The organism is Paludisphaera mucosa, assembly GCF_029589435.1.
Lineage (GTDB): Bacteria > Planctomycetota > Planctomycetia > Isosphaerales > Isosphaeraceae > Paludisphaera > Paludisphaera mucosa.
The window spans coordinates 1-22,863 of sequence record NZ_JARRAG010000006.1 but is presented as its reverse complement, the minus strand read 5'-3'; the positions used below and the strand labels follow the sequence as shown (position 1 = coordinate 22,863).

17 protein-coding genes and 1 pseudogene are annotated in these 22,863 nt (G+C 69.6%); 14 read left to right on the top strand and 4 right to left on the bottom strand.

What is annotated here, in order from left to right:
* Window positions 1–24: 24 nt before the first annotated feature.
* From PZE19_RS31885 to PZE19_RS31875, 3 genes are read right to left on the bottom strand one after another with little or no spacing between them, the layout of a single operon-like run.
* A complete protein-coding gene (locus tag PZE19_RS31885) occupies window positions 25–1,038 on the bottom strand; it encodes a hypothetical protein (protein WP_277864715.1) in 1,014 nt (337 codons plus the stop codon).
* Window positions 1,039–1,061: 23 nt separating this feature from the next.
* Entirely contained in the window at window positions 1,062–1,499 is a 438-nt protein-coding gene (locus PZE19_RS31880) for a hypothetical protein (protein WP_277864714.1), read from the bottom strand.
* A 3-nt stretch (window positions 1,500–1,502) separates the two neighbouring features.
* A complete protein-coding gene (locus tag PZE19_RS31875; protein ID WP_277864754.1) occupies window positions 1,503–2,201 on the bottom strand; it encodes an RNA polymerase sigma factor in 699 nt (232 codons plus the stop codon).
* A 239-nt stretch (window positions 2,202–2,440) separates the two neighbouring features.
* Between PZE19_RS31875 and PZE19_RS31870 the strand changes: the two genes are divergently transcribed.
* The 7 genes from PZE19_RS31870 to PZE19_RS31840 all read left to right on the top strand — a co-directional run bounded on the left by PZE19_RS31870 (window position 2,441) and on the right by PZE19_RS31840 (window position 11,424).
* The gene (locus tag PZE19_RS31870; RefSeq protein WP_277864713.1) at window positions 2,441–3,592 is read left to right on the top strand and encodes an SAVED domain-containing protein; all 1,152 of its coding nucleotides are present in this window, start codon (window positions 2,441–2,443) and stop codon (window positions 3,590–3,592) included.
* Window positions 3,592–4,758 (top strand): cyclic GMP-AMP synthase DncV-like nucleotidyltransferase, encoded by a 1,167-nt coding sequence (locus PZE19_RS31865; RefSeq protein ID WP_277864712.1) that lies wholly within the window; start codon window positions 3,592–3,594, stop codon window positions 4,756–4,758. Before PZE19_RS31870 ends, PZE19_RS31865 begins: the two co-directional genes overlap by 1 nt.
* On the top strand, window positions 4,758–5,492 hold the full coding sequence (locus PZE19_RS31860; protein ID WP_277864711.1) for a hypothetical protein: 735 nt from the start codon (window positions 4,758–4,760) through the stop codon (window positions 5,490–5,492). Before PZE19_RS31865 ends, PZE19_RS31860 begins: the two co-directional genes overlap by 1 nt.
* A gap of 841 nt (window positions 5,493–6,333) precedes the next feature.
* Window positions 6,334–7,440, top strand: coding sequence for a hypothetical protein (locus tag PZE19_RS31855; protein WP_277864710.1), 1,107 nt, complete (start codon window positions 6,334–6,336; stop codon window positions 7,438–7,440).
* 293 nt (window positions 7,441–7,733) lie between these two features.
* Window positions 7,734–7,967, top strand: a complete 234-nt coding sequence (locus PZE19_RS31850) for a hypothetical protein (protein WP_277864709.1) — start codon at window positions 7,734–7,736, stop codon at window positions 7,965–7,967.
* Window positions 7,945–8,985 carry a hypothetical protein gene (locus tag PZE19_RS31845; protein WP_277864708.1) on the top strand — a complete coding sequence of 347 codons (1,041 nt, stop codon included), beginning with the start codon at window positions 7,945–7,947 and terminating at the stop codon, window positions 8,983–8,985. Before PZE19_RS31850 ends, PZE19_RS31845 begins: the two co-directional genes overlap by 23 nt.
* Before the next feature lie 228 nt (window positions 8,986–9,213).
* Window positions 9,214–11,424, top strand: a complete 2,211-nt coding sequence (locus PZE19_RS31840; protein ID WP_277864707.1) for a recombinase family protein — start codon at window positions 9,214–9,216, stop codon at window positions 11,422–11,424.
* 1,037 nt (window positions 11,425–12,461) lie between these two features.
* On the opposite strand, the gene PZE19_RS31835 is transcribed toward PZE19_RS31840, so the two are convergent.
* Window positions 12,462–12,692 carry a hypothetical protein gene (locus PZE19_RS31835; protein ID WP_277864706.1) on the bottom strand — a complete coding sequence of 77 codons (231 nt, stop codon included), beginning with the start codon at window positions 12,690–12,692 and terminating at the stop codon, window positions 12,462–12,464.
* A gap of 565 nt (window positions 12,693–13,257) precedes the next feature.
* Here PZE19_RS31835 and PZE19_RS31830 point away from each other — a divergent pair.
* The 7 genes and pseudogenes from PZE19_RS31830 to PZE19_RS31800 form a co-directional block, all read left to right on the top strand.
* On the top strand, window positions 13,258–14,643 hold the full coding sequence (locus PZE19_RS31830; protein WP_277864705.1) for a replication initiator protein A: 1,386 nt from the start codon (window positions 13,258–13,260) through the stop codon (window positions 14,641–14,643).
* 751 nt (window positions 14,644–15,394) lie between these two features.
* Window positions 15,395–16,210 carry a ParA family protein gene (locus tag PZE19_RS31825; protein WP_277864704.1) on the top strand — a complete coding sequence of 272 codons (816 nt, stop codon included), beginning with the start codon at window positions 15,395–15,397 and terminating at the stop codon, window positions 16,208–16,210.
* Complete coding sequence (locus PZE19_RS31820; RefSeq protein WP_277864703.1) at window positions 16,207–17,118, top strand: ParB/RepB/Spo0J family partition protein; 912 nt, start codon at window positions 16,207–16,209, stop codon at window positions 17,116–17,118. Before PZE19_RS31825 ends, PZE19_RS31820 begins: the two co-directional genes overlap by 4 nt.
* A 1,047-nt stretch (window positions 17,119–18,165) precedes the next feature.
* Window positions 18,166–18,780, top strand: a complete 615-nt coding sequence (locus PZE19_RS31815) for a hypothetical protein (RefSeq protein ID WP_277864702.1) — start codon at window positions 18,166–18,168, stop codon at window positions 18,778–18,780.
* Between the two features lie 473 nt (window positions 18,781–19,253).
* Window positions 19,254–20,375: an ISAs1 family transposase gene (locus PZE19_RS31810; RefSeq protein ID WP_277864701.1), complete on the top strand. Its 1,122-nt coding sequence runs from the start codon at window positions 19,254–19,256 to the stop codon at window positions 20,373–20,375.
* A 114-nt stretch (window positions 20,376–20,489) separates the two neighbouring features.
* Window positions 20,490–22,631 (top strand): recombinase family protein, encoded by a 2,142-nt coding sequence (locus tag PZE19_RS31805; protein WP_277864700.1) that lies wholly within the window; start codon window positions 20,490–20,492, stop codon window positions 22,629–22,631.
* 91 nt (window positions 22,632–22,722) lie between these two features.
* Window positions 22,723–22,863, top strand: a pseudogene (locus PZE19_RS31800) (ISAs1 family transposase); the annotation flags it as partial.

The following is a 22,863-nucleotide window of genomic DNA, read 5'->3' as shown; positions in this document are numbered from 1 at the left end:
ATCCAGGCGGCCCGCTTGTCGCCATCAGCATGGGACGACGAGCCCGAATACCTGCGACGGGAGTCGCCTTGCCTCGATGAAAACGGTCGCGTCACTCAGGGTCGAGCCGTCGGAGTGCTCCCAATTCGACAGAGCCTCGTGACCGGCGAGGTCTGTCGAGGAGCCCCGATCAACCTCGCCGCCGAAAAGACGGGCGAGAACCGAGGTTCCAGGCACCTCCATGTTGCGATCGAACCTCAGGCGGAGCCTCCGTGCTTCGTCGTTCCCCGTCGCATTCTGGATGCGGAGGCGGGCCTCGGGCAATTCGACCGGGAAGAGCGTCCTCTGGGGCGAGAAGACTTTCGTCGCTTCGTCTTTCTTGTAGCCCATCGCCGCCTCGACGTAGACCGCGGGCACGGGTGCCTGGCGGACGCACGCGATGAGCGTCGACTGGAAGCTCGCCGTCGGGCAGTGGTCACGACGGATCTGCTCGACGACTTGGAACCCGAGAGAGCCCGAGGCGAGGTAGCCCTCCAGAGCGGGTCGGAAGATCGGGTCGAAGAAGCCGACCTCCGCCGCGATCTTGTCCATCAGTTGTTCGACGGGGCAGCGGCCGAGGGGGGATCGGTTCACCGGCTCTCCCGACCGGGGCGGCAGCGTGAGAAGATGGGCGATCTCGTGCCAGCGGGTGAAGTAGCGGCGATGGGCCTTCGGGCCGCGGCAGTCGATGAAGGCGATATAGCTCTTCACGCCGGGGGCGACGTCGTCGCGGATGAGCGTCGTCCCGAACGTCTCGCCGTCGAACGCCGTGCGGATGTAGGCGAAGGCGTACTCGCCTTGCTCGGCGTACTTCCTGACGAGCCGCTCGATGTCGTCGTCGCTCCAGATCTCTTCGAACTCGAGGCACAAGCGGCGGCACGCGACCCCCTCCAGCTCCGCGAGCGTCGCCACTCCGTCCTCATCGGCCCAACCGGCAACCTGGCCCATGCAGTATTCGAGCACCTGGTCGACGACGGCCCCGTCGCCGCGGAGGCCCAGGTCATATGCGAGCTTTTGCACCTTGCGACTTGATGCGATCCCGCTCACAGGAACTCCTTCACCGCCTCGTAGAACTTCCGCCAGTCGGCCAAATCCATCTCGTCTTTCTTCGTGCTGCTCCGATGCGCGACGACCTGGCGGCCCATCTTCAGGAGCTTCAACGACTGCTCGATGGTCAGGCCGACCTCGCGGGCGAGCTCGATGAGAGCGATCGGCAAGGCCTTCCACGGGTCGGTCGAGGCAACCGGTGTGCTGGAGGGCACGGCCTTCGGCTCGGAGAGCACACGGCGGTCGAGGAGACGATGCGGATCACGCAACCGCTCGGGAAGCGGAACGTGCCTCTCCAGCAGTTCGGCCTCGGCGCGGCGCACCCCCTCGATGGTCGTCGGCAGGAGCCACCCGCAGTCTTGCATCGCTCGCTCGACGAGCTTCTCCAAGGCCGGGTCGGTGGGATCGATGTCGTTTGGTGGAAGCTTCGGCATGGTCTACCTCCCGCTGGCATCCGCAGACACATCGGGCGGAAGGGCGGCCTTGAGCTTCTGAAGGGCCCGTCTCCGGATCTGCCGGATGTTGTCGGGCTTCAGGTTCCAGAGTCGCGCGAGTTCGTCCACGGCCTCATTCGGGAGCTTCTGGCGGTCCTTCGTCGGATCGTGCCAATGGAAGGTGACCCGCAGTACATCCTGCTCCCGCTCGCTGAGGACCTGCTCCATGGCCCGGCTGACTTCCTCGGTCGAAGTCGACTGCGGGCTCTGGTCGTGCTCGGGTACGTCCCGCCACTCATCGTGTTCGAGGTGGGACGCGGGCAGCCGTTTGCGGCCCCGGAGGATGTCGCGCACCAGGTTCTTCGCGATGGTCCCCAACCACGCACGGACCCGCTGCCGCCGGTAATCAGCATCACCGTCCCTGGCCGGCTGGTAGGTCGCGGCGGCCTTGTCGTACACCTTGAGGAAGGTCTCGGCGACGAGATCCCCGACGCCGGTCTCCCCCAGTTTTGTTCGATAAGCGGGCATGCAGACACCGTAGAGGTACTCGGCGTGCCGCCCGTAGAACATCCCCCAAGCCGCCCGGCAGGACGACTCGTCCGACTTGTCCGAGGTCCGGGCAAGGAGGACGTCGTCCGACGGCTCACTCCCGTCGTCGGTCGTCGGCCCGTCGGCCCGTCCCGCAATACTCGGCTCGGTCATCTCGTCCACCAACGTCTACGGCAGACCGTGACAAATCCCGCACCTTCGCCGGATGTCACGGTCCGTCGTTGACCAGTATAGCGGGCCCTGTGGCCACGCCCGGGTCCCACCTAGGCCGACCCCGGTGCGATGCCCGCCGCCCCATGTGCCGGGCGACCGAGTTGGCCGTCCATCCAATGCGAGTAGAACATATGGCGAAGAACGCCACGAGACGAAAGAGCCGAACGCTCCCACCGGGCGTGAGGGAAGAGACGAGCCGGACGATCAAGCGGCCGGTCGAGTCGATGCTTTGGGGCCGGGCCGCGGGGCGGTGCGAGTTCTCCGGATGCAACAAGATCCTCTCCCGGTCGTCGGTGACCCAGGAGCAGGTCAACACGAGCCAGAAGGCCCACATATATTCGTTCAAGGCGGCCGGGCCTCGGGGCCATGACGAGATCACCGAAGAGGAGCTGAACGACGTCGGCAACCTCATCCTCGTCTGCCACGAGTGCCACCGGAAGATCGATCAGCACCAGGACGGGGGCCGCTACCAGGCGACGCTCCTCAGGCGGATGAAGGCCGGCCACGAGCGGCGAATCGAGATCGTCACCGGGATCGACCCCGGTCGTCGGAGTAACGTCCTCTTCTACGGGGCGAACGTCGGCGAGCAGGGCGCGCCCTTCGATTTCAACGAGGCGGCCGCGGCGATGTTCCCCGACCGCTACCCCGCCGAGGCGAGCCCGATCGCCTTGGGGCTCACCGACAGCTCGCTCCAGGACAAATCCCCCGAGTTCTGGGGAAGCGAGGCGAGACACCTCGCGACCCGATTCGACCAGAGGGTCCGCGAGCGGGTGTCGCAGCGGGAGATCGACCACCTGTCCGTGTTCGCCCTCGCCCCGCAGCCGCTCCTCGTGCTCCTGGGGACCCTCCTCGGCGACATCGCGCCCGTCGACGTCTACCAGCGTCACCGCGAGCCGACGACCTGGTCGTGGCCGACCTCCGCCGCCCCCCTGCCCTTCGAGGTCCGCGAGCCCGAGTCGTTCGACGGCCCTCCGGCCCTCGTCCTCGCCCTCAGTGCCACGGTGACCCCCGACCGGATTCAAGCGGTGCTGGGGGCCGACGCCCGCATCTGGAGCGTGACGGTCGCCCAGCCGGGGAACGACGTCATCAAGGCGAGGGAGCACCTGGCGCGGTTCCGGACCGTCCTGCGGGGGCTGTTCGATCGCATCAAGGCCGTTCACGGCCATACGACCACGCTTCACGTGTTCCCGGTCGTGTCCGTGTCCGCTGCGGTCGAATTCGGGCGGTCCCGCATGCCCAAGGCCGACATGACGTGGTGCATCTACGACCAGAACAACGAGCCCGGCGGCTTCGTGCCGACGATCAACATCCCCCTCGGAGGAGACCTGTAATGGACGTGGAGCACGAAGCCTTCAGCCGCTCTCTCGATATCGTGATCGAGCACCTCGACATCCCGAAGTCTCTCTACAAGAAGGCCGCGGACCGACATCGGAGCCTGGGCGTGTGGCTCCTGCGGCCGGAATCTCTGCTCGCGGCCTACGATCCGGACGTCCGGCCCCAGGGCTCGTTTCGATTCGGCACGGTGAACCGGCCCTTGCGGGACGGCGACGAGTACGACCTCGACAACGTCTGCGTCCTGAAAGGGCTCGGCAGGTCGACGCTGACCCAGCGGCAGCTCAAGGAGCTCTACGGCCGCGAGATCGTGGGCTACGCGAAAGCCCACGACATGCTGAAGCCCGTCACCGAGCACAACCGGTGCTGGCGGCTTCAGTATTCGGACGAGGTGAAGTTCCACCTGGACACGCTGCCCTGCGTGCCCGAGGAACCGTCCGGGCAGCTCCGCGTTCGGAGCCTCGGGGTGGCGCCCGAACTGGCCCTGAGGGCCGTCGCCATCACCGACAAGCGGGATCCGAACTACGAGAGGATTTCGCCCCTCTGGCCCAGCAGCAACCCGCGGGGCTTCGCCGTCTGGTTCGAGGGCCGGGCCGCCCTGGGCCGGGCTCCCGCTCAGTTCGCGATCCGTGCGTCGGTCGAAGACGTGCCCCCGTACGAGTGGAAGACGACGCTCCAGCGGAGCATCCAGCTCCTGAAGCGGCACCGCGACGTGATGTACAGCGACCCGGAGGTCGCCGACATGGCCCCGATCTCGATGATCATCACGAACCTTGCGGCCCGTGCGTACGAGGGCGAGACCGACATCGGCCTGGCCCTGCGGAACATCGTCGAGAAGATGCCGAACTTCATCAACCCTGAGAGGCCTCGGGTGCCCAACCCGGCCGATCCGGCGGAGGACTACGCCGACAAGTGGGCCCGCGACCCGCGCCTGGAGAAGAGCTTCTGGGAGTGGCACGCGGCGGTTCGGGCCGACATTGCGCGGCTACCGGCCGCCGTCGGCGACGGCTCCGTGAAGACGCGAGTGAAGTCGGCCTTCAGGGTGGACCTCACAGACGGCGAGGTCCGCCGGTTGACCTCGACCGGCTCTGTCACAGTCGCCGCGGTGGCGAGGACCGCCCCGGTGCTCCACATCCCGTCCGCGCCGCGGCCGTGGGGACGGTGATGCCTCCGTCAGTCGTCGAACGACACCGACGCTGGGGCGTCGAGGAACTGCTCGCGAACAACCCCGACCTGCGGATCGTCCCGTCCCCGGACGCGAGCCTGAAGGTCCGGGGCGAACTCCACTTCCACGTTCGCGGCCCGGGCGATGTGATCATCGGGGACGCGTATCAAATCGATCTGCTGATCCCGCCGTCATTCCCGGCGACGGCCCCCGCCGTGTTCGAGAACGGCGGCAGGATCCCGAAGACCTACCACAAGCTCGAGGACGGCTCGCTGTGCCTCGCGGCCCCGACCGAGCTGCGGCTTCGTACGGGACCCGACACGACGATCGGCGCCTTCGTCGAAACCTTCGTCGTCCCCTATCTCTTCGGGTACAGCTATCGAGAGAAGCACGGCGTCTCGCCCTACGGCGAACTGGAGCACGGGAGGGACGGCCTCCGGCAGCACTTCGCCTCCTTGTTCGGGGTTCCCGACAGGATGGCGGCCCAAGAGCTCGTGAGGCTCGCCTCGCTGAAGAAGCGACCGGCCAACAAGGTGCCCTGCCCCTGCGGGAGCCGGCGTCGTCTCGGCCGATGTCACCATACCATCGTCAACGAGTTGCGGGCCAAGCTCGGCCGAGCATGGTTCGCTTCGCAGTACGACTTGCCGTCGCCGATCGACTCGCGGCCCGCGAATCGAATCGCCGAACGTCATCAGCCGGACGGTGTGAAACGACGAAAGGGAAAGAGCCGATGAGTCGGCGAGCACGCCACGCTCCGGGCAGCGACTCATCGACCGCACGAAGCACGTCCTCGCTCGCCCCCCAGGTCGCCGACGCTGGAGGGAATGGAGGGACCTGCCCGCCGCAGCTGAATCGGAGCCGCCCGCGGTGGTAGGTATTCTCGGAGACGTCCAGGGCCCTGCAGATCTCGGGGACGCCGACCCCCCTGGCCGACTCGGCGTCGGCTTCACGGAGCTTGCGGACGATCTGATCGGGCGAGTGACGGATGCGCTTCATCGAAAGTCCTCCTGCGCTCACGAGCGAGAATGACTCTCATACCAGACCGACCAGCCTGGTGGGAGCAGGTCATCCTGGGGCGATCCAGCGGCCCGGGACCGGGCCACGCCCATGACGGCGGAGGGCCCGCCCCCGCGCGGGACGACCGGCGGCCCGGCGAGGGCGCCCTCGCCGGGCGATCCTCGAGCGTGGCGAGGTCGCCCGCCGGGGCCGAGGGCGCGCCGGTCGGCCCCGGCGGGCGGCCTCCGCGTCCCCCTCCGGCGCTCTCGGAATCGATCGTCTCGGCCTCCGATTCCGACCCCGCGGCGGGCCCGATCGCGGGCGGCCCTTGATCCCCAGGAATCAAGTCGATCCCGCATGACGGCCGCGGCGGCGAATCCCGCGCGTCGCGGGGGGGCGCGGCCGCGGCTGCCGGGCCGCGTCCGAAAGCAGGCCTCCACGCCCTCGCTTCGGACGTCGCGGCGGGCCCGGGCCGGCGAGCCGCGGGGCCTGAATCGAGGCCGTTTCCGCGTCATAGAGGATTGGTGCTCCTTAGGGGACGCTCCTGGACGACCACACCCTCGGACGAAAGGCCCGACGATGCCCCGCAAGACCCGGATCCGCAGCGACGCCTCCGACTTCTCCTTCGCCGACCCCCGCCGGCGCGAAAAGGCCGCCGGCCTGGCGGCCGCGGTCTGGACGCGGTGGGACGCCCCCCGCTTCGGCGGCCCGTTCGAACGCGCGGCCGACCTGCGGCTCTGGCTCGTCCGCGAGGCCGGCGGCCGGCCGATCCTGGCCTGCCTGCAGCCCCGCGTCGACGACGCCGCCGGCCTCGTCGCGCTCGGGGCCGACGACGTCCAGGGGGCCTGGGACCTCTCCCTGCGCGACCGCTCGCCGGCCTCCCTCCGGGCCGACGACTCGCCGCTGGGCGACCTGGCCCGCCGCGTCGCCGACATGATCGCCCGCCGCCGGCCCTCGGCCCCGGCCGCGGCCCCGCCGATCCCCAGGACGTACCTGGGCTACCCGGCCCGCGTCCGGGCCCGGCGCTCGGCCGGGTTCGCCGCGCGGCTCGCCCGGGCCTTCGGCGACGACCCCGCCCCCGCCCAGGTCCGCGAGGCCTGGGAGGGCGTCCCCACTGTGCTCCGGATCCCGGGCCGGCGGGACCGCTTCCTCTATCCGGTCGAGTACTTGTCCTCGTCCGCCGAGGGGGCCCCGGGCGCGATCGAAGTGGAAGGCGGGCGGCCCCTCCGCCCCCCGGGCGGCGCGGCGGTCTACGCCGCGACCGCGCGGCTGGGCGGGCTCGAGGCGGCGAACCCGGCCCTCGAGATCTACAAACGATTCGGCCTGCTGGGGCCGCGCGACCGCCGCGACGACCGCGCCCGGGTCGACGCCGCGGCGGCCCGGCTGGCCGACGCCGCCGAGTTCACGCCCGGGGACCGCCTCGCGCTCTGCGAGGCGATGCGCGGGCGGCTCTCGGCCCGGGTCGCGTACGCGCCGGCCGACCTCATGGCGGCCCTGCTCGACCCCCTCCGGCCGATCGTCGCCTCGACCCAGCCGCGGCCGGCGTGGTTCCCGGCGGCCGAGCTCGAAGACCTGCACCGCCGCGGCTGGGACCTCCGCGGCCTCGCCGCCCCCGCGCCCGCCGAGGCCGCGGAGCTCGGGCACGGGGAGGGGGCCGACGTCGCCATGCTCGCCGCCGCGTCGTGAAGCCCCCCGCCCTTTCTCGGGCGTCGAAGAGAGGATCGCGCGGGCGCGGGCCCTCGAGGGCCCGCCCGCGGCGTCCGGATCGTCCCACGGGCCGAGCTTGACGGCCCGGCCCGCCCGCACCCATGATCGGGCGCGCCGCGCGTCATCCTCCGCGACGGCCGGACGCCGCTCGATCGCAGCCCTTTCCGCGGCGTATTCAGAGATCCATGAGAAGGGCCCCGCCCCGCGACCCGGACCGCCCCGCCCGGGGCGCGGGCCGCACGGGCGGCGTCCCATCCCCGAGGAGCATCCCGATGGAATCCCCCTTCGACGCGAACGCCCCGGACACGTCCGACGCCGCGCCCCGGCCGGCCCCCCCCTCCCCGACCGACGCGGCCGACCCGCGGCGCGAGCGCCTGGTCCGGCTCCTGGGCCGGATCCTCGCCCGCCGCTGGCTGCTCGAACGCCGCGAGGAGGGGGGCCGGCCCCCCGCCGGCGGGCCCGAGGCCGCGAGGACCGCCGACCATGAGCGCCGCCCCCCCGGATGAGCCGGCCCCGGGACGCCCCCGGCGGCCCCCCGCCCCCGACCCTTCGATCCCTCGCCGATGGGCCCAATTCCGCGAGGACCATGCGTCCTGGCTGGAAGGGCTGCCGCGGGGCGAACCCGTGTACCGCCTCCCCAAGGTCCTGATCGATACTCTGTGGGCCGCCAAGCATATCGACGACGCCGCCCAGGCGGCCGAACTGGCGCTCGGCCGGCTGTGCGCGCGCGCCTCCGCCGCGGGCTTCCACCACGACGGGACTCCCGTCGCCTATCCATTCCTCGCCCCCGGCTCCGCCGAGCCGGCCGCCCGCCCCTCGGTCCGATCGAGGGACTCGACGGCCGACGGCCGCCGCCTCGGGGACGCCGACCTCCGCCTCAAGGCCTGCGCGGCGCGGCTGGTCACCGACCCGGCCTTCGTCCGGGACTTCGAGGCCCAGCGGGCCCGATGGGCCGCCCTGCCGGAGGACGCCCGGCCCCGGTTCCCGATCCGTCGCGACGGCCTCGACCCGGGGCCGCCGGGGCCGGGGGCCGCCTTCGCGACGGCCTTCGCCGGATTCTGCGACCGCTGGGCGCTCGCGGGGGCCGCGACGTGGGACCTGCCCGTGCCCCTGGGCCCCGTCGTCTCGGGCGCCCCGCCCGCGTCGACCGCGCCGCGCCCTCGCGGCGTCTACGCCTTCATCCCGATCCACCACGACCTCGACGGCGACGCGCGCCTGCCCCGGGAGCTCCGCCGGGCGCATCGCGCGCAGGCCCTCGCCTCCGGCCTCGCCGACGCCGCCGCGGGCCCCCCCGGCCGCGCGGGGATGGCGCGCATGTTCGAGATCCTGCACTGGGAGCGCGTCGCCTCGGCGCGCTATCGGACGGCGAGGCGGACCTCGGGGTTCGTCGCCGACCTCGTCCGCGGCCTGGCCGGGTCGCTCCGCCTGAGCGAGGGCCGGGTCCGCAAGTGGCGCAAGGCGGCCTCCGCCCGCCTCAGGCGTAGGCCCGCGACCCCGACGCCCCCCCCCGACGCCCGCCCCTGACGCCGGATCCCCCCGCCCGCCGGGAGGCCCCCGGCGCCGTCGCGCCCGCCCTCGCAGATCGGAATCCCGCGGGGCCCCGAGAATCCGGATCTCGGGGCCCCGTACCGTTGCGCGCGCCCTGCGAAGATCGGCGCGTCGGGCGGGGCCTCGGGCCCGCCGCTCGGCGAATTCCGGGGCGCGACCCCTTCCGGACGCGCACGGACCCGCCCGACATCAAGGAGAAACGACATGCGCCGCCCAGCATCCCCGGACGGGCCCCACGCCCCCCGCGACGTCGACCTCGAGATCGACGGCCTGATCGCCGACGCCCACCGCCGGCTCCCCCGCGACGAGTGCGAGCTCGTCGGCGCGATCTACGCGCGCTATTCCACCAGGACCCAGGGCAGCATCGGCGACCAGGTCAGGGCCGTCCTCGAGGCGGCCCTCAAGCTGAAGGTCTTCGTGCCCCGCGAGCACGTCCATCACGACGCCGCCGTCCGGGGCTGCAAGGACCGCCGCCCCGGCCTCGACCGCCTCCGCGCCCTCCTGGCCCGGGGCGGGGCCGTGCAGATCGTCCTGATCTTCTCCACCAACCGGCTCGCGCGCAAGGTCTACCGGGCGCTGCAGTTCGTCCACGAGGAGATCGTCGAACGCGGCGTGCGCTGCGTCTTCACCTCGACCGGCGTCGACACGGCCGACGCCGGGCGCTGGTCCCTGATGCTGCAGGCCCACGCCATGGTCGACGAGGTCGTCGTGGCCTCGGCCTCCGCCCACGTCCGCGCCGGCCAGGAGGGCCTCTTCGCGCTGGGCAGGGTCCACGGCGCGGTGACCTTCGGCTACCGCGGCCGCGAGCTCGAGGGCCTCCTCACCAAGAAAGGCCTGCCCGCCCGCGTCTACGAGGTCGACCCCGAGGCCGCCCCCTGGGTGGCCCGGGCCTTCGAATGGTACGCCCGCGACGGCGTCTCGATCGCCGAGGTCGCGCGCCGCCTCAACGGCGAGCCGCGGGCCGCCCTCAACTCCAGGCTGCTGGCCGGCTGGTCCCAGGCGTCGGTCCGCCGGCTCCTGGCCAACGGCCGTTACCGGGGGGCGTGGGAGTACGGCCGCTACCAGTCCGTCTACAAGGGCCGGGAGGACTACGTCGTCCAGGTCCGCAGGGACGAGCCGCTGATGTCGGCCCAGTGGGAGCCCCTGCGGATCGTCCCCGACGACCTCTGGCTGCGGGCCCAGGTCCGGCTCGGCGAGGGGGACCGCCGCGCCGCCGGCCGCAAGCCCCGCGACGGCGACGGCCGCTCCCGGCCCAGGGCCCTGGGCGGCCTGTTCTTCTGCGCCGCGCACGGCCGCATGATGTACTCGGGCGGCGACCACGGCAAGATGCTCATCTGCAAGGACTGCCAGGCGACGGGGAGGGCCCTGAAGCCCCTCTGCTCGGTCCTCAACCGGGGCCTGGCCCTGCGCCTGATCTGCGCCACCCTGGCCCGCCGACTCCGGGCGGACGAGGGCCTGGCGGCGGAGGTCGCGGCGGCCTGCCGCGCCGCGGCGGCCGCGCTGCAGGCCCCCGACCCGGCCCGCCTCGACGAGCTGCGGGCGCGGGACGGCTCGCTGACGCGGCGGATCGGGCTCCTGATGGACAACCTCGGGCTCGGCGACCGCGACGTCCGCGAGTCCACGAAGAGGCTGCAGGCGCTGCGGCGCGAGCGCGAGGCCGCCGCCGCCGAGCTCGCCGGCCTGGAGGCCGACGCCGGCCGGCCGGTCGAGGTCCCCGACGAGGGCGGCGCGCGCGAGCTGCTCGCGCGGCTGGGCGCGATCCTTGAGGAGGCCGCCGCGGGGGGCGACGCCTTCGACGACCTCGAGGTCCGGGAGGTCGTCGACATGCTCACCGGGGGCCGCGTCGACCTGGTCCAGGCGGGCGGCCGCGAGATCAAGCGGGGCTGGCTCAGGGGGACGTTCCGCCTCCGCCTGCCGGGCGTCCCGGGCCCGGACGCGGACGCGGCGGGGCAGGCGGTCGCGATCGACTTCCGCGCGCCGGCGCCGTGCGAGGCCCACGCCGACGCGGTCAAGGAGCTGTACGACCAGGGCCTGCTGTACAAGGAGATCGGGGCCCGCCTGGGCATCCACCACAAGCTGGCCTCCAAGGCCCTGGCGGCCTGGCATCGCGTCCGCGGCCTGGAGCCGCCGGACGGGCGTTCCCGCCGCTCCGCGCTGACGCCGGCGCAGAGGACGCTCGAGCCGCCGGCGTTCATGCGGATGGCCGACGAGGCCGTCCGGCTCTACGACCGGGGGCTGCTGTACGACGAGGTCGCGGCCCGGCTGGGGTGCGACCGCAACACGGCCGCCAAGGCGATCAGGCACGGATGCGGCCTGCTGGGCAGGGCCGTGCCGGACGGCCGCACGCGTCGCAAGCTGCTGGGCCGATACGCCCCGAAGCCCGCCGACGACGGCCCTCGGCCCTCGCCGGCCTGATCCCGGGGCCCTCGCCGGCCCGACCCGCCGCAGGGCGCCGGGGCTTCGACCCCGGCGCCCTGCGGCTTTTCCTTAGCCCTCGGCCACGTCGATCCGCAATCCCGGCGTCGTTTGAATTCGCCCTGGTGGTGGATACGACCACCTCGAATTCAAACGACCCGTGCGATCGACTCATCAACCGACCCGGTCAGGATTTACGGCTCGCGGCGGCGGGCGGCTTCGCGGCCTCGGAGACCGTTATCTTCAGCGTGCGACCGCGGCTCGGGTCCTCGGCAGTCCAGCCGGCAGTCCCCGGCCCCGACTGCAAGGTCGACGGCGGCCGACCCTTCGTCCAGGCGGACGCTCAACATTCGCTCCCGACGTGTTAATGCTCCGCCACGACCCCTCGCGGCCCTGGATTGAACCTGCTCGACATTTCCACGCAGCAGGCCGGTGAGAACGACTCGTCAACGGCGAATTAGACGTCCCACCCGAGCTGACGCGTCCTGGTGCCCGGGTTGTGCACTTGGCTGACGTCGGTCCCGAGATGGAGGTGGCGTTGCCGACGTCGAGTCGTGATACTGTGGCGACCATGTTGAGCCTCGCTCATCCGCGGTGTTCCGGAATGTCGCCGCGATCGGCGTGGAACTGGAGGAAGCCGCGGACTGGGGAGGGGGGACCGGGGCGGCTCGAGCAGCTCAGCGGGCCTGGCCGCTGCTCCATTGCGTTGTGTCGTCCTGGATCGTCTGGAACGATTCGCGTGCATGGGATCTGAAGAACCGAGAGCTCGCCATCGCCCGTGTCAGCCTGACCCGAGTACCCTCGACGGCGACATCGGTGGAAACCGCCACAGCGTCGACGCCCTCGACCCGTATGGCGACAGTCACCTGGAGCTCGGGGGCGGCGTTTAGTCCTGGATTTTCCGAGGCCTCCCAGGCCCATGCTTCAGGGGCTGGGACTTGGAGTTGAGGGCCGGGCATTTCGGCTCAGCGGATCTCTTGGACGGATTGCCCGATAGGTTCGCCGACTCCTTCTCCCACCCGGGCGACGGTGTAGCCTCAGTTAGGGAAGATCGCGAAGTCGACGAAGGGTCGTGAGCACCCTCGTTGGCTCGTACGAGATTCCTTCATCACTTCGGCCCTGAGTCGCTCGCCGAGGACCCGCTCATCGGGGTCGTCCAAATCCATGAGGCGGCGAGCTTGCGCTAGGGCCGTCTCCCACTTGGAGGTGCCGTAGCGGGTGAACGCCAGCTGGATTTTATCGGTCGACACCTCTATCAACTGCTTCACCAGGTCGTGTTTTCCGGAAAAACTCGACCCTGTGGAAACCCTCCCAGGCCCTCGCAGCGAGGCCTGTTCGTCCGCCCCGCAGCACCGCAAGTTGAGGGGTGGTCTGGAAGGGCCAGCTTGAGGCAAGAGGGAGGCCCGAGGCCGGAAACGAAAAGATCGCCCGGAAGATGAAAAGGATTTGAGCGTTAGTCCATTTCGTACCGCAAAATGAAGGGTAGAAGTACCGCAAGACGAAGGGTGGTATACCGCAAAACGGGGGGTGGCTGGGGCCGCAAAACGAGGTGTGATCTTACCGCAAAACGAGGTGTGGATTTACCGCAAAACGAGGTGTGGATTTACCGCAAAACGGGGGAGGTTTTTCGGATGTAAACTCTTGATATTATTTGACTTTCGACCACCCTACCTATAACCTCTTCAACTTATAACTAAGAACAACAACCAAACCTAGGGTTGTTGCTTTCTTCTCTTCGATTACGAGGGATGGATGGGACCAGAGCAGGTCGGCGAGACCACGGTTCTCGAGACTCTCCCGGACGTATCGCGAGAACGCGAGGGTCGGGACGAGATGAATCTCGCCGAATACCCCATCGCCCTGCTCGCCGACCGGGCCCCCGCGGGTATTAAGACTGTCGTCTACCACGACAAGGATGAGACGGTCACCATCACCGGGAGCGACCTGCTCGGGCTCCCGACCGCCCTCGACGTCGACGTCATTATCGGCCTGCTGCACCTCACGAAGAAGAAGAACAATTACGAGAGCACGACGCTGCACTTCACGCGATACGAGCTCATGAAGGTCCTTGGCTGGCCCGACCGGGGCTTTTACTACGAGCGGCTTACCGAGTCGCTCAACCGCTGGGTGGGGGTCACGCTGATCTACAAGAAGTCCTGGTGGGACAACGACACGAAGACGAAGGGCAACTACAGCTTCCACATTCTCGAGGCGGCGACCGTCATCGAGCAAGAGCAACGCCGTGGCTGCCGGACCCGGCAAATCGCCCCGCCCCCCTCGACGATTCGATGGAGTTCCGAGTTCTTCAAGAGCTTCCAGGCGAACAATCTGAAGAAGCTCGACCTGAAGGTCTACTTCTCGCTGAAGAGCTCCATTTCGAAGCAGCTCTACCGGTTTCTCGACAAGCGGTTCTACAAGAAGTCCGAGTGGACTTTCGACCTCCGGACGCTCGCCTGCGAGCATGTGGGGATGAGCCGCAATTACGAGTGCTGGCGGCTCAAGCAGAAGCTCCAGCCCGCCATCGACGAGCTCACGGAGGCGGGATTCTTGAAGGGGATGGATTCCGAGGAGCGGTTCGCCCAGACGGGCCGGGGCCAATGGAGCGTCACATTCGCGCGGAGCGGAGTTCCCGTCACGGCCCCTCAGGCCCTCCCCGCCGACGGCGTCGGCGATGGGGAAGAGCCGAGCGAGCTGCAGTCGGAACTCGTTGCCCGCGGCGTGTCCTCCAAGACCGCGAGGGAGCTCGTCACGGGCTTCCCCGAGGAGCGGGTGCGGGCCCAAATCGAACAGGTCGACTGGCTCAAAAAGAAGGGGACGAGGAAGATTCTCGATCTCGGTGCCTACCTGACCAAGGCCGTCCGGGACGATTACTCGCGGCCGGAGGGCTTCGTCTCGAAGGCCGAGAAGGCCGAGCAGCAGAGGGCAATGAACGAGCGGCGGAAGCTCGAGGCCGCGGAGGCCAGGCGGAAGCGTGAGCACGCGAGGCGGTGCGACGAGGCTAACGCCCAGGTCCGCGAATATTGGGACGGGCTCTCGGCCGAGGGGCGGGACGCCCTCGACCGGGAAGCGGTCGCCGCGGCCGACCCGGAGTTCGTGAAGGTCTACGAGCAGACGGCGGTCAGGGGAGGGTCGCTTGCGGCGTCCCTCTTCCGGCTCTCCATCAGGAACCCGTTCATCAGGACCACGCTCGGCCTTCCCCAAGACGACGCGAGCGAGTGAGGCCCAGGGCCTCCTTCGCGTCCGCGTGCGGCGACACAACGACGCCCCCCCAAACCCTCTCCTCCCCTCTCGAACTCGACGCCCCTCGGGCCCTCCGGCGGCCTTCAGGACGCCCCTCCCCCGGGGCCGAGAAGTCCTCGCCTCACCGAAAATAGCCGTTCGCCGAGCCGACTCTTTTGGTAGTAGCGTCTCGCGGCGCGAGGTAGCCCGGATGATTGACTCCCTCGCCCACAGCTTTGCCACGGGCCATACAGCACGTCGCAGGTAGTCCCCCGCGCTGTTGCAGTGCCAGTTTGCCGAGGTTCGGCGGAACTACAGCGGCCACTCGGCGTCGGGCGGGTCCTGACAGGCTCCAGCGAAACCCTCGTGGTTTGTTATTTTACGAGCTTTCCGACCACTGGCTCACGGGGGGCGGGTCCGAAGTCGAGAATCGTCGTAGGTGAAAGAGGCGGTCGCGGAATAGCCGTACGTGTGCCGCGCGATCGGCGGCCTTTGTGGGCCTATGAACCCCCCCCTCGGGATCGCACCGCGCGCTTGGCCGACAACACGGTGTGCGGTCCGCACACCGGCTCGGAATGCGTCCTCGGCGACGCCTGCGCCGGCCTGATGTGCGGTCCGCACACCGCGTCCGGAATGGTGGTGGATTTCCGCGCGCCGGCGGTCGATCACAAGGGCAGGGCGGCACCGTCGAATCGCGCGCCCGGGGCGTTCCCGGGAGGGCGATGTGCGGTCCGCACATGGGAGGCGTCCCGTGCTCGTCGTGACTCTATTAAACCAGAAGGGCGGCGTCGGGAAGACGACCTGCACCCACCACCTCTCGGGGGCCCTCGCTGGGCCGCTGGGGCGGAGGGTGCTCGTCGTTGACGCCGATCCTCAAGCCTCGCTTTCCCAGGGGTGGTTCGGCCCCGCCGGAACCAGGGCGATGCCCCCTGAGGAGACGATTGCCGAGATCTTCGCGGGCCGCCTCCCCTACCCCGATCAGGTGATCCGGCCGACGCCGCTGGCCGGCGTGTCAATCCTGCCGGGGAGCCGTGCCGCGGCCGAGTGGAACGACTCCCGCCCGTTGCTCCTGCCTCGTGAGTCGCGGGAATCGCTGCGCGACTTCCTCGCCCAGGTTGAGGACGACTTCGATATCGTCCTCGTTGACCCGCCACCGAATCTGTACGGCGCCTCCTTCGCCGCCCTCGCCGCCTCTGACGCGCTACTGGTCCCACTCCAGCCGGAAGACTACGGCGCCCAGGGGATCGCGGACGTCCTAGACTCGCTGGACGCCGTCCGCGGCGAAGGGTATCCCGTCGAGTTGCTCGGCTACCTGTTGACGATGGTCGCGCCCGCCAGAGCCCTCCACCGCGAGTACGAGGCGAGCCTCCGCGCCGCGTACGGGGAGCAGGTCTTCGCCGCACGCCTGCCGATGCGGCCGGAATTCCCCGAGGCCGTCGCCCACCGGAAGACGGTGCACCAATACAAGCCGAAGAGCGCGGCGGCTAAGGCCGTCCTGGCCGTGGCCGAGGAGTTGCTGGCGCGGGCCGCCGGCACGTCCCCCATCGCGGAAGGAGTCGCGGCGTGAGCAAGTCCGAAGAGCTGAAGGCAATCTCGGGGAACCTGCGCGAGTCGATCGGCCTCTTCGAGCGCGGCCCCGCCGCCCCGGCGCCGCAGGCCCGAGAGCGGGTCGGTAAGCACGCCGGGGTGACCCGGGCCCTGGACGTAGCGGTCATCGAGACGGGCCGCATCCAACCGGACACCGATCAGCCACGCACCGAGTTCGATCCCGAGGCGCTCGAGCGGCTGGCCGAGTCGCTTAAGACTCGCGGCCAGCTCCAGCCCATCCAGGTGCGTTGGGACGAGGGCAGGGGGGCTTACGTAATCATACTCGGGGAGCGCCGCTGGAGGGCCGCCCAGCTCGCCGGCCTGGCGACCATACGGGCCGTGATCCGCGATGGCACCCTCGGCGACAAGGAGAAGCTCGCCCTCCAACTCGTGGAGAATTGCCTGCGCGAGGACCTCTCGCCGATGGAGCAGGCCCGCGCGTTCCGGTCGCTGATGGACCGTCAGGGTTGGACCCAGGAGAAGCTGTCCGAGGAGTTGGCCGTCTCGCGCACCGCGATCGTTCGCGCGCTTTCGCTCCTGAAGCTCCCGGCCGAGATCCAGGATCGGGTGGAGCAGGGGGGGCTGGCGCCCTCGGCCGCGCACGAGATCGCCAAGCTCGAGGATCCGACCGAGCAAGTCCGCCTCGCCGAGGAGACCGTCCGCCAGGGGCTTGGCCAGAAGGATCTCGCCGCCCGTGTCAAGCGAACCCCGAAGGGCAAGCCGAAGGCACCGAAGGTCCCCGTCCGGGTCGTGCTCAAGGCCCAGGGGTTCCGCGTCGAGGTGAGCCGCAAGGCGGGCGTCCCGAGCGAGGCAATCGAGCCGTTGCTGCTTGCCCTGCTCGATCAGCTCCGGGTGGGCAAGGCGGGCGAGGACCAAGAGGCCGCGTGACTGCCCGCAGCGAGGAGGAACAGGCGAATTAGGAAGGCCCCGCCCGACGTCTCGAGGCCCCGGGCCTGTTGCTCGCGAGGCCTCAGCACCTGGACCGTCCCGGCGTCGGCCGCTTATAGGAACCACAGGACAGCCTGGGGGCGTCGGAGTCCGGGTTTACGTCCCACCGGGGCTTGCCCGGCGCGCGGCACGCGTTCCGCAAAGAGAGCCAGCCGGGGCCGTCGGCCGGCCCGATCCATGCCGCCGCGTCCCGATTCCCGCACCCCCCGCTTAAGTCGCGCCACGAGGTCCACCTGGTCCAGGGCCTGGACTCACAAGCCGGTCGACTCGGCGGCCCGGATCGCAGTCCTCCATCAGTTCTTCGGAGTGCCGGACGTTCAGCCGGGTCCGCTCGGGATAGGCATCGGTCGAGGCATGGACGAGCCCATAGTCGGCGAGCCACGGTGCCGGACCGTCCTTGGCGAGCCAGCCCTTCGGTGCCCGGCCGCCCGGCTGGCCGCCTTTGACGATCCTGCGAAGTTCGACGGTAGGCATGGGACGGCCCGAACGACGAGGTGGATGGCGACGACCGTCAGGGAGGCTGCAGTGCCGAGTACCTGCGGTCGGCGGAGAAGGGCGGTCAGGTGAAGAACCGGGCGGTCGTCTCGCCGCAGGCCTGGCCTGAGAAGTTGAAGCGGCTCCGCTCGACGTGGCGGTCCGGCGGCCCAGCGACTGACCGCGGGCGTCCCCGCTCGATCGACTCGTCGTGGTCGACTCGTCGTGGACGACCGAGGGAGCGTCTCGAAACTCGACCGATGCGGCGAGGTTTTGGGACGGAGATTCCGGGACGGGTAGCGGGACCGATTGCGGCCCGTTCCTGCAAGCCTCGCAGTGTCGGTCCCGGTCGTCTCGGAAACGGGCGTTTTTGACACAGCCGCTTGGACGCATAGAAAGGGAGTCATCCCCGGTAAAAGGCCCGAGAGAACTGTTAGCACGAAGCGGTTACGAGGTGGGAAGATGACATAACTCTACGTCCGACCGCTCGAACATCGGGAGGCGACGGTGCCCATGCACTATCTCCGACGCATACGAGACCTGGCCGAGGCCCGCGGCTACCTGGATTGCCCTGAGGTGCGGGCGATGGAAGACCGGGTGCCAGGCTGGTTCCGGGCCCTGGGCACCGTTCCCGGGGTCGCCGAGTTCGAGGCCCGGCGAGGGGTCCGGCTACCGGACGCGATACGCGAGTTCTACCAGTCCACCCCCCTGGCGTGCTTCGTCGAGGCTGCCGTCGACGGCGAAGTCTTCCTGCACGAGCTGGTCAAGTCCGGCATCGGGCCCGACTTGCCGCCCGTCGTCGACTGGTCGGGCCGCCCTCATCTTGTCCTCTCGTTCCACTGCCACAGCGGGCAGGTCCTCGCCGCCGAGTTCGGGCGGGACGACCCCAGGGTATTTACCGGGTACGAGGCGGACGGGGACTTCGAGCCCGACTCGGAAGGGGGCCGGCCGACCGAATCCTTCACCGACCTGTTGTTGCGAATCGTGGAAGGGCACGAGGGGAAGCTCGACGATTTGCAGGACTTCTACGAGCGTTGCCGAGACGACCAGGCCGAGGCCCGCCGCTTTGGACTTCCCGAATGGGTCCGGGGGGTGCCGGGGATGAACGCGAGGCTCGGTCGGACATGAGGGAGGGGTGCCGAAGAAACACAAGGATAATGATGCGGCAACTTGTCCCAAAAACGAGCGTTTTTGAGACAAGCGGTCGGACATGGGAAAGGGAGTTAGCCTGCACGAAGCGACCATATTGATTGCGTGCATGCTTATGGATGCTGGCCAGTTGCTCTCGGACCTTATGTCCCCAAAGGTAGGGCATGCTTCGATGGAAGTTGGCGTCGGTGGCAAGCCATGGGACGGAGGGTCTGGGGTCCTACTGAAATGACATGGCTGATTCCCGGCGACGTCGACGGTTTTCGTCCGGGGCTTCACACTCGACCCGTTCTTACCGATTACATTTTCGATATGACCGAATTCTTCGCGAACCGGCGGTGCCGCCCAGGGCGATTGCGCCATGATGGGTGACCTGCGAAGATCTTGAGGATCGGCCCGCGATGGCCGGGCGGCAGCCCGGCGGGCGGGCCGCCCAAGGTCCTGGATCGATCATGCCGACGCCCGAGCCCGACCCCTCGCCCCCTTCCGTACGCCTCCACGACCACTTCGCGAGCCTCGCCGACCCGCGGCGGCGCAAGGTTATGCACCCGCTGATCAACGTCGTCGCCATCGCGGTCTGCGCCGTCGTCGCCGGGGCCGACGACTTCGTCTCCATCGCATTGTGGGGCCGCGAGCGGCGCGACTGGCTGTCGAAGTTCCTCGACCTCTCCGCCGGGGTCCCGTTGCACGACCGCTTCAACGCCATCTTCCGCGCGCTCGACACGAGGGCCTTCGAGGCCTGCCTGCTGGGCTGGATCGCCGCGCTCCACGAGGCGACCGCAGGTCGGGTCGTGGCGATCGACGGCAAGACGTTGCGCGGGAGTTTCGACCGGGCCTCGGGCAAGTCGGCGATCTACATGGTCTCGGCCTGGGCGACGGACGCCCGGCTGAGCCTAGGGCAGGTGGTCGTCGACGCGAAGTCGAACGAGATCACGGCGATCCCCGAACTCCTGGAGCTTGAGGGCTGCCTGGTCACGATCGACGCGATGGGCTGCCAGGTCGAGATCGCCGGGGCGATCCGCGATCGGAAGGCCGACTACGTCCTGGCCGTGAAGGACAATCAGCCGACGCTGCACCGCGGGGTCGAGGGCCACTTCCTGGGGCACATGGAGGACGACTTCGCCACGGTCGCCGTGACGCGGCACGAGACGAAGGAGAAGGGGCACGGCCGGGCCGACCACCGGGCCTACTACGTCTGCGACGCCCCGGCCGACCTCCCCGACCGCGAGCGATGGCCCGGCCTGGCGGCGATCGGCGTCGCGATCAACGTCTCGACGCGCGACGGGAAGCCGAGCGACGCGGTGCGGTACTACATCCTGAGCCGCCGCCTCGACGCCCGGGCGTTCGCCGAGGCCGTGCGAGGCCACTGGGGGATCGAGATCCCCCGGCCAGAAGACCCACGAAGCGACAGCTTGTGCGCCGTCGGAAGGGCCGATTACCATCGCCGTAGACGCCCTGTTGGCGTTGGCCGCGTGGAGCGACACCCGCTCTCAGGACCACGGAGGCACCTCATGCTCGACAGCGAATCCAACTGCGTCCCCCCCCGCCCACGGCATCTCCGCCGGACCCACTGACCGCGATCTGGGCCCAACTCCCGCCGGATCGTCGGCGGAGGCTCCAACGCCTCCTCGCCGAACTCCTCGCACGTCCCCTGGGCGCCGACGCGGTTGCGACGGGGGAGGCGAGTCATGACCACCCTCTCGCATGACGCGCCAGCGTCCCCCAAGCTCAAGTCCTGGCATCTCGACCGGTCCGCCGTCGTCTACATCCGGCAGTCGACGCCGCAGCAGGTCCTCGAGCATCAGGAATCCACGGCCCGCCAATACGCCTTGACCGACCGGGCCGTCGACCTGGGATGGTCGCGGCCCCAGGTCCACGTGATCGACGACGACCTGGGCAAGAGCGGGCGATCGATCGAAGGCCGGGCGGGGTTCCAGCGGTTGCTCGCCGAGGTCGCCCTGGATCGGGTGGGGTTGATCCTCGGCCTGGAGATGAGCCGGCTGGCCCGATCCTGCAAGGATTGGCACCACTTGATCGATCTCTGCGCCCGATTCCGCGTCCTGCTCGCCGACGCGGAATCGATCTACGACCCGACCGAATACTCGGATCGCCTCCTGCTCGGGCTGACCGGCATGATGAATGAAGCCGAGCTGCACGTCCTCAAACAGAGGATGTATCAGGGGAAATTGAACAAGGCCCGTCGCGGGGAGTTGGTGGTCGCCGTCCCGGTCGGGTATGTGAAGTCGCCGGCCGGAGAGGTCGCCCTGGACCCGGACGAGCAGGTCCAGGAGATCGTCCGCACGGTCTTCGATCAGTTCGATCGGCAGGGGACGGTTCATGGCGTCCTCCGCCACCTGATCGCCTGCGGAATCCGGATGCCGTTGCGTCGTCGCGGCGGGCCCGATCGCGGGGAGCTGGACTGGCGTCCCCCATGCCGGGAGACCGTCCGCCACATCCTCCGGCACCCCATCTATGCCGGTGCTTACATCTATGGGTTTCGTCCGGTCGATCCGCGACGCCGGAAGCCCGGCAGTCCCAATAGCGGCCGCGAGAGCGGGCTGGCGGCGGAGGAGTGCCAGGTCTTCCTGAGGGACCGGCACCCGGCGTATATCAGTTGGGACCGGTTCGAGACGAACCGGAGGCGGATGGCGGCGAACCGGTCGCGAGTCGAGTCGCCCGGCGCGGTGCGGGACGGGGCCGCCTTGCTGGCGGGGGTCGTGCGGTGCGGGCGATGCGGGCGTCGGATGTACGTGCGCTACAGGCGGAGCGGCGGTCGTCCCACGTACGTCTGCAGCACGCTGCGATCGGACTATGGCCTACCCCTGCGTCAATCGGTCTCGGTGGTCGACGCCGAGGCCTGGGTCGCCCAGGAGGTCCTGGAGGCTTTGCAACCGGCGGCCCTGGACGCCAGCCTCGAGGCCGCGTCACGGGTCGATGAGCAGCGACGTCAAGCGATCCGCGACTGGGAGCGTCGAGTCGAGCGGGCGCGATACGAGGCCGATCGGGCCGGCCGGCAATACCACGCCTGCGAGCCGGAGAATCGCCTGGTGGGCCGCACCCTGGAGCGTCGCTGGGACGAGGCGTTGCAGGCCGTCCGAAAGGTGGAGGAGGGCTTCGATCGTTTCCTCGGGGCGCAGCCGCGAGTCTTGGGCGAGGCCGACCGGGAGCGGATCCGCCGCCTGGCCGCGGAAATCCCGACCTTGTGGCATGCCCCCACGACGACGAACGCGGACCGCCGCCGGATCGTGAGGCTCCTCATCGAACGGGTGGTGCTGACCTTGAATTCAGAAGATGATCATGTCGTAGTGCGTGTCGAATGGGCCGGAGGTGCGGTGCGGCAGCGGATGCTGCGGCGGGAAGTCTTCGGATATAAAAAGCAACAGCAATGGAAACCGCTGTCAGGGCGACTCGCGGCTCTGCATGGTCGGGGAGAGACGCCGAACGCGATCGCGACGATCCTCGACCGGGAAGGATTTCGGCCGCCGAAGCGGGCGACCCGTTTCACGGGCGGGATTGTACGACGGCTGCTCCATGAGATTGAGCTGAGGCCGCGCGTGCCGCGCTCGGCGGCGGCGGGCGCCCTGTCGTCGGGCGAGGTGTGGTTGCACGACCTGGCGCAGACCCTGGCCTTATCGCCGTATACGCTGCACGGCTGGCGGAAGAAAGGCTGGCTGCACGCGCGCCAATCGGGTGGGCGTGGCGGCCCCTGGGCGGTGTGGATCGACGCGACCGAGCTGGACCGGCTGCGGGGCTTGAAAGAATATCCCCGACTCTGGAATCATCAGGAGCAGCTGGCCCGATTGCGGACGCCCGGGCCGCGTGACGATTGATCTTGACTATCCGATCCGGAGGGGGTCGAGGCAGTGCGGCTCGCTCCCCCTCTCGCACAACTTGTCACCTGGAGGGCAGTATGACAGGCCCATCGAGAACTCGCTGCACTGGCAGCTCGACGTGACCTTCGGCGAGGACCGCTGCCGCGTCCGGACGGGCCTCGCGGACGCCAACCTCAGCGTCGTCCGACGCGCGGCCCTCGGCCTGCTCAAGAACGAGAAGACCGAGAGG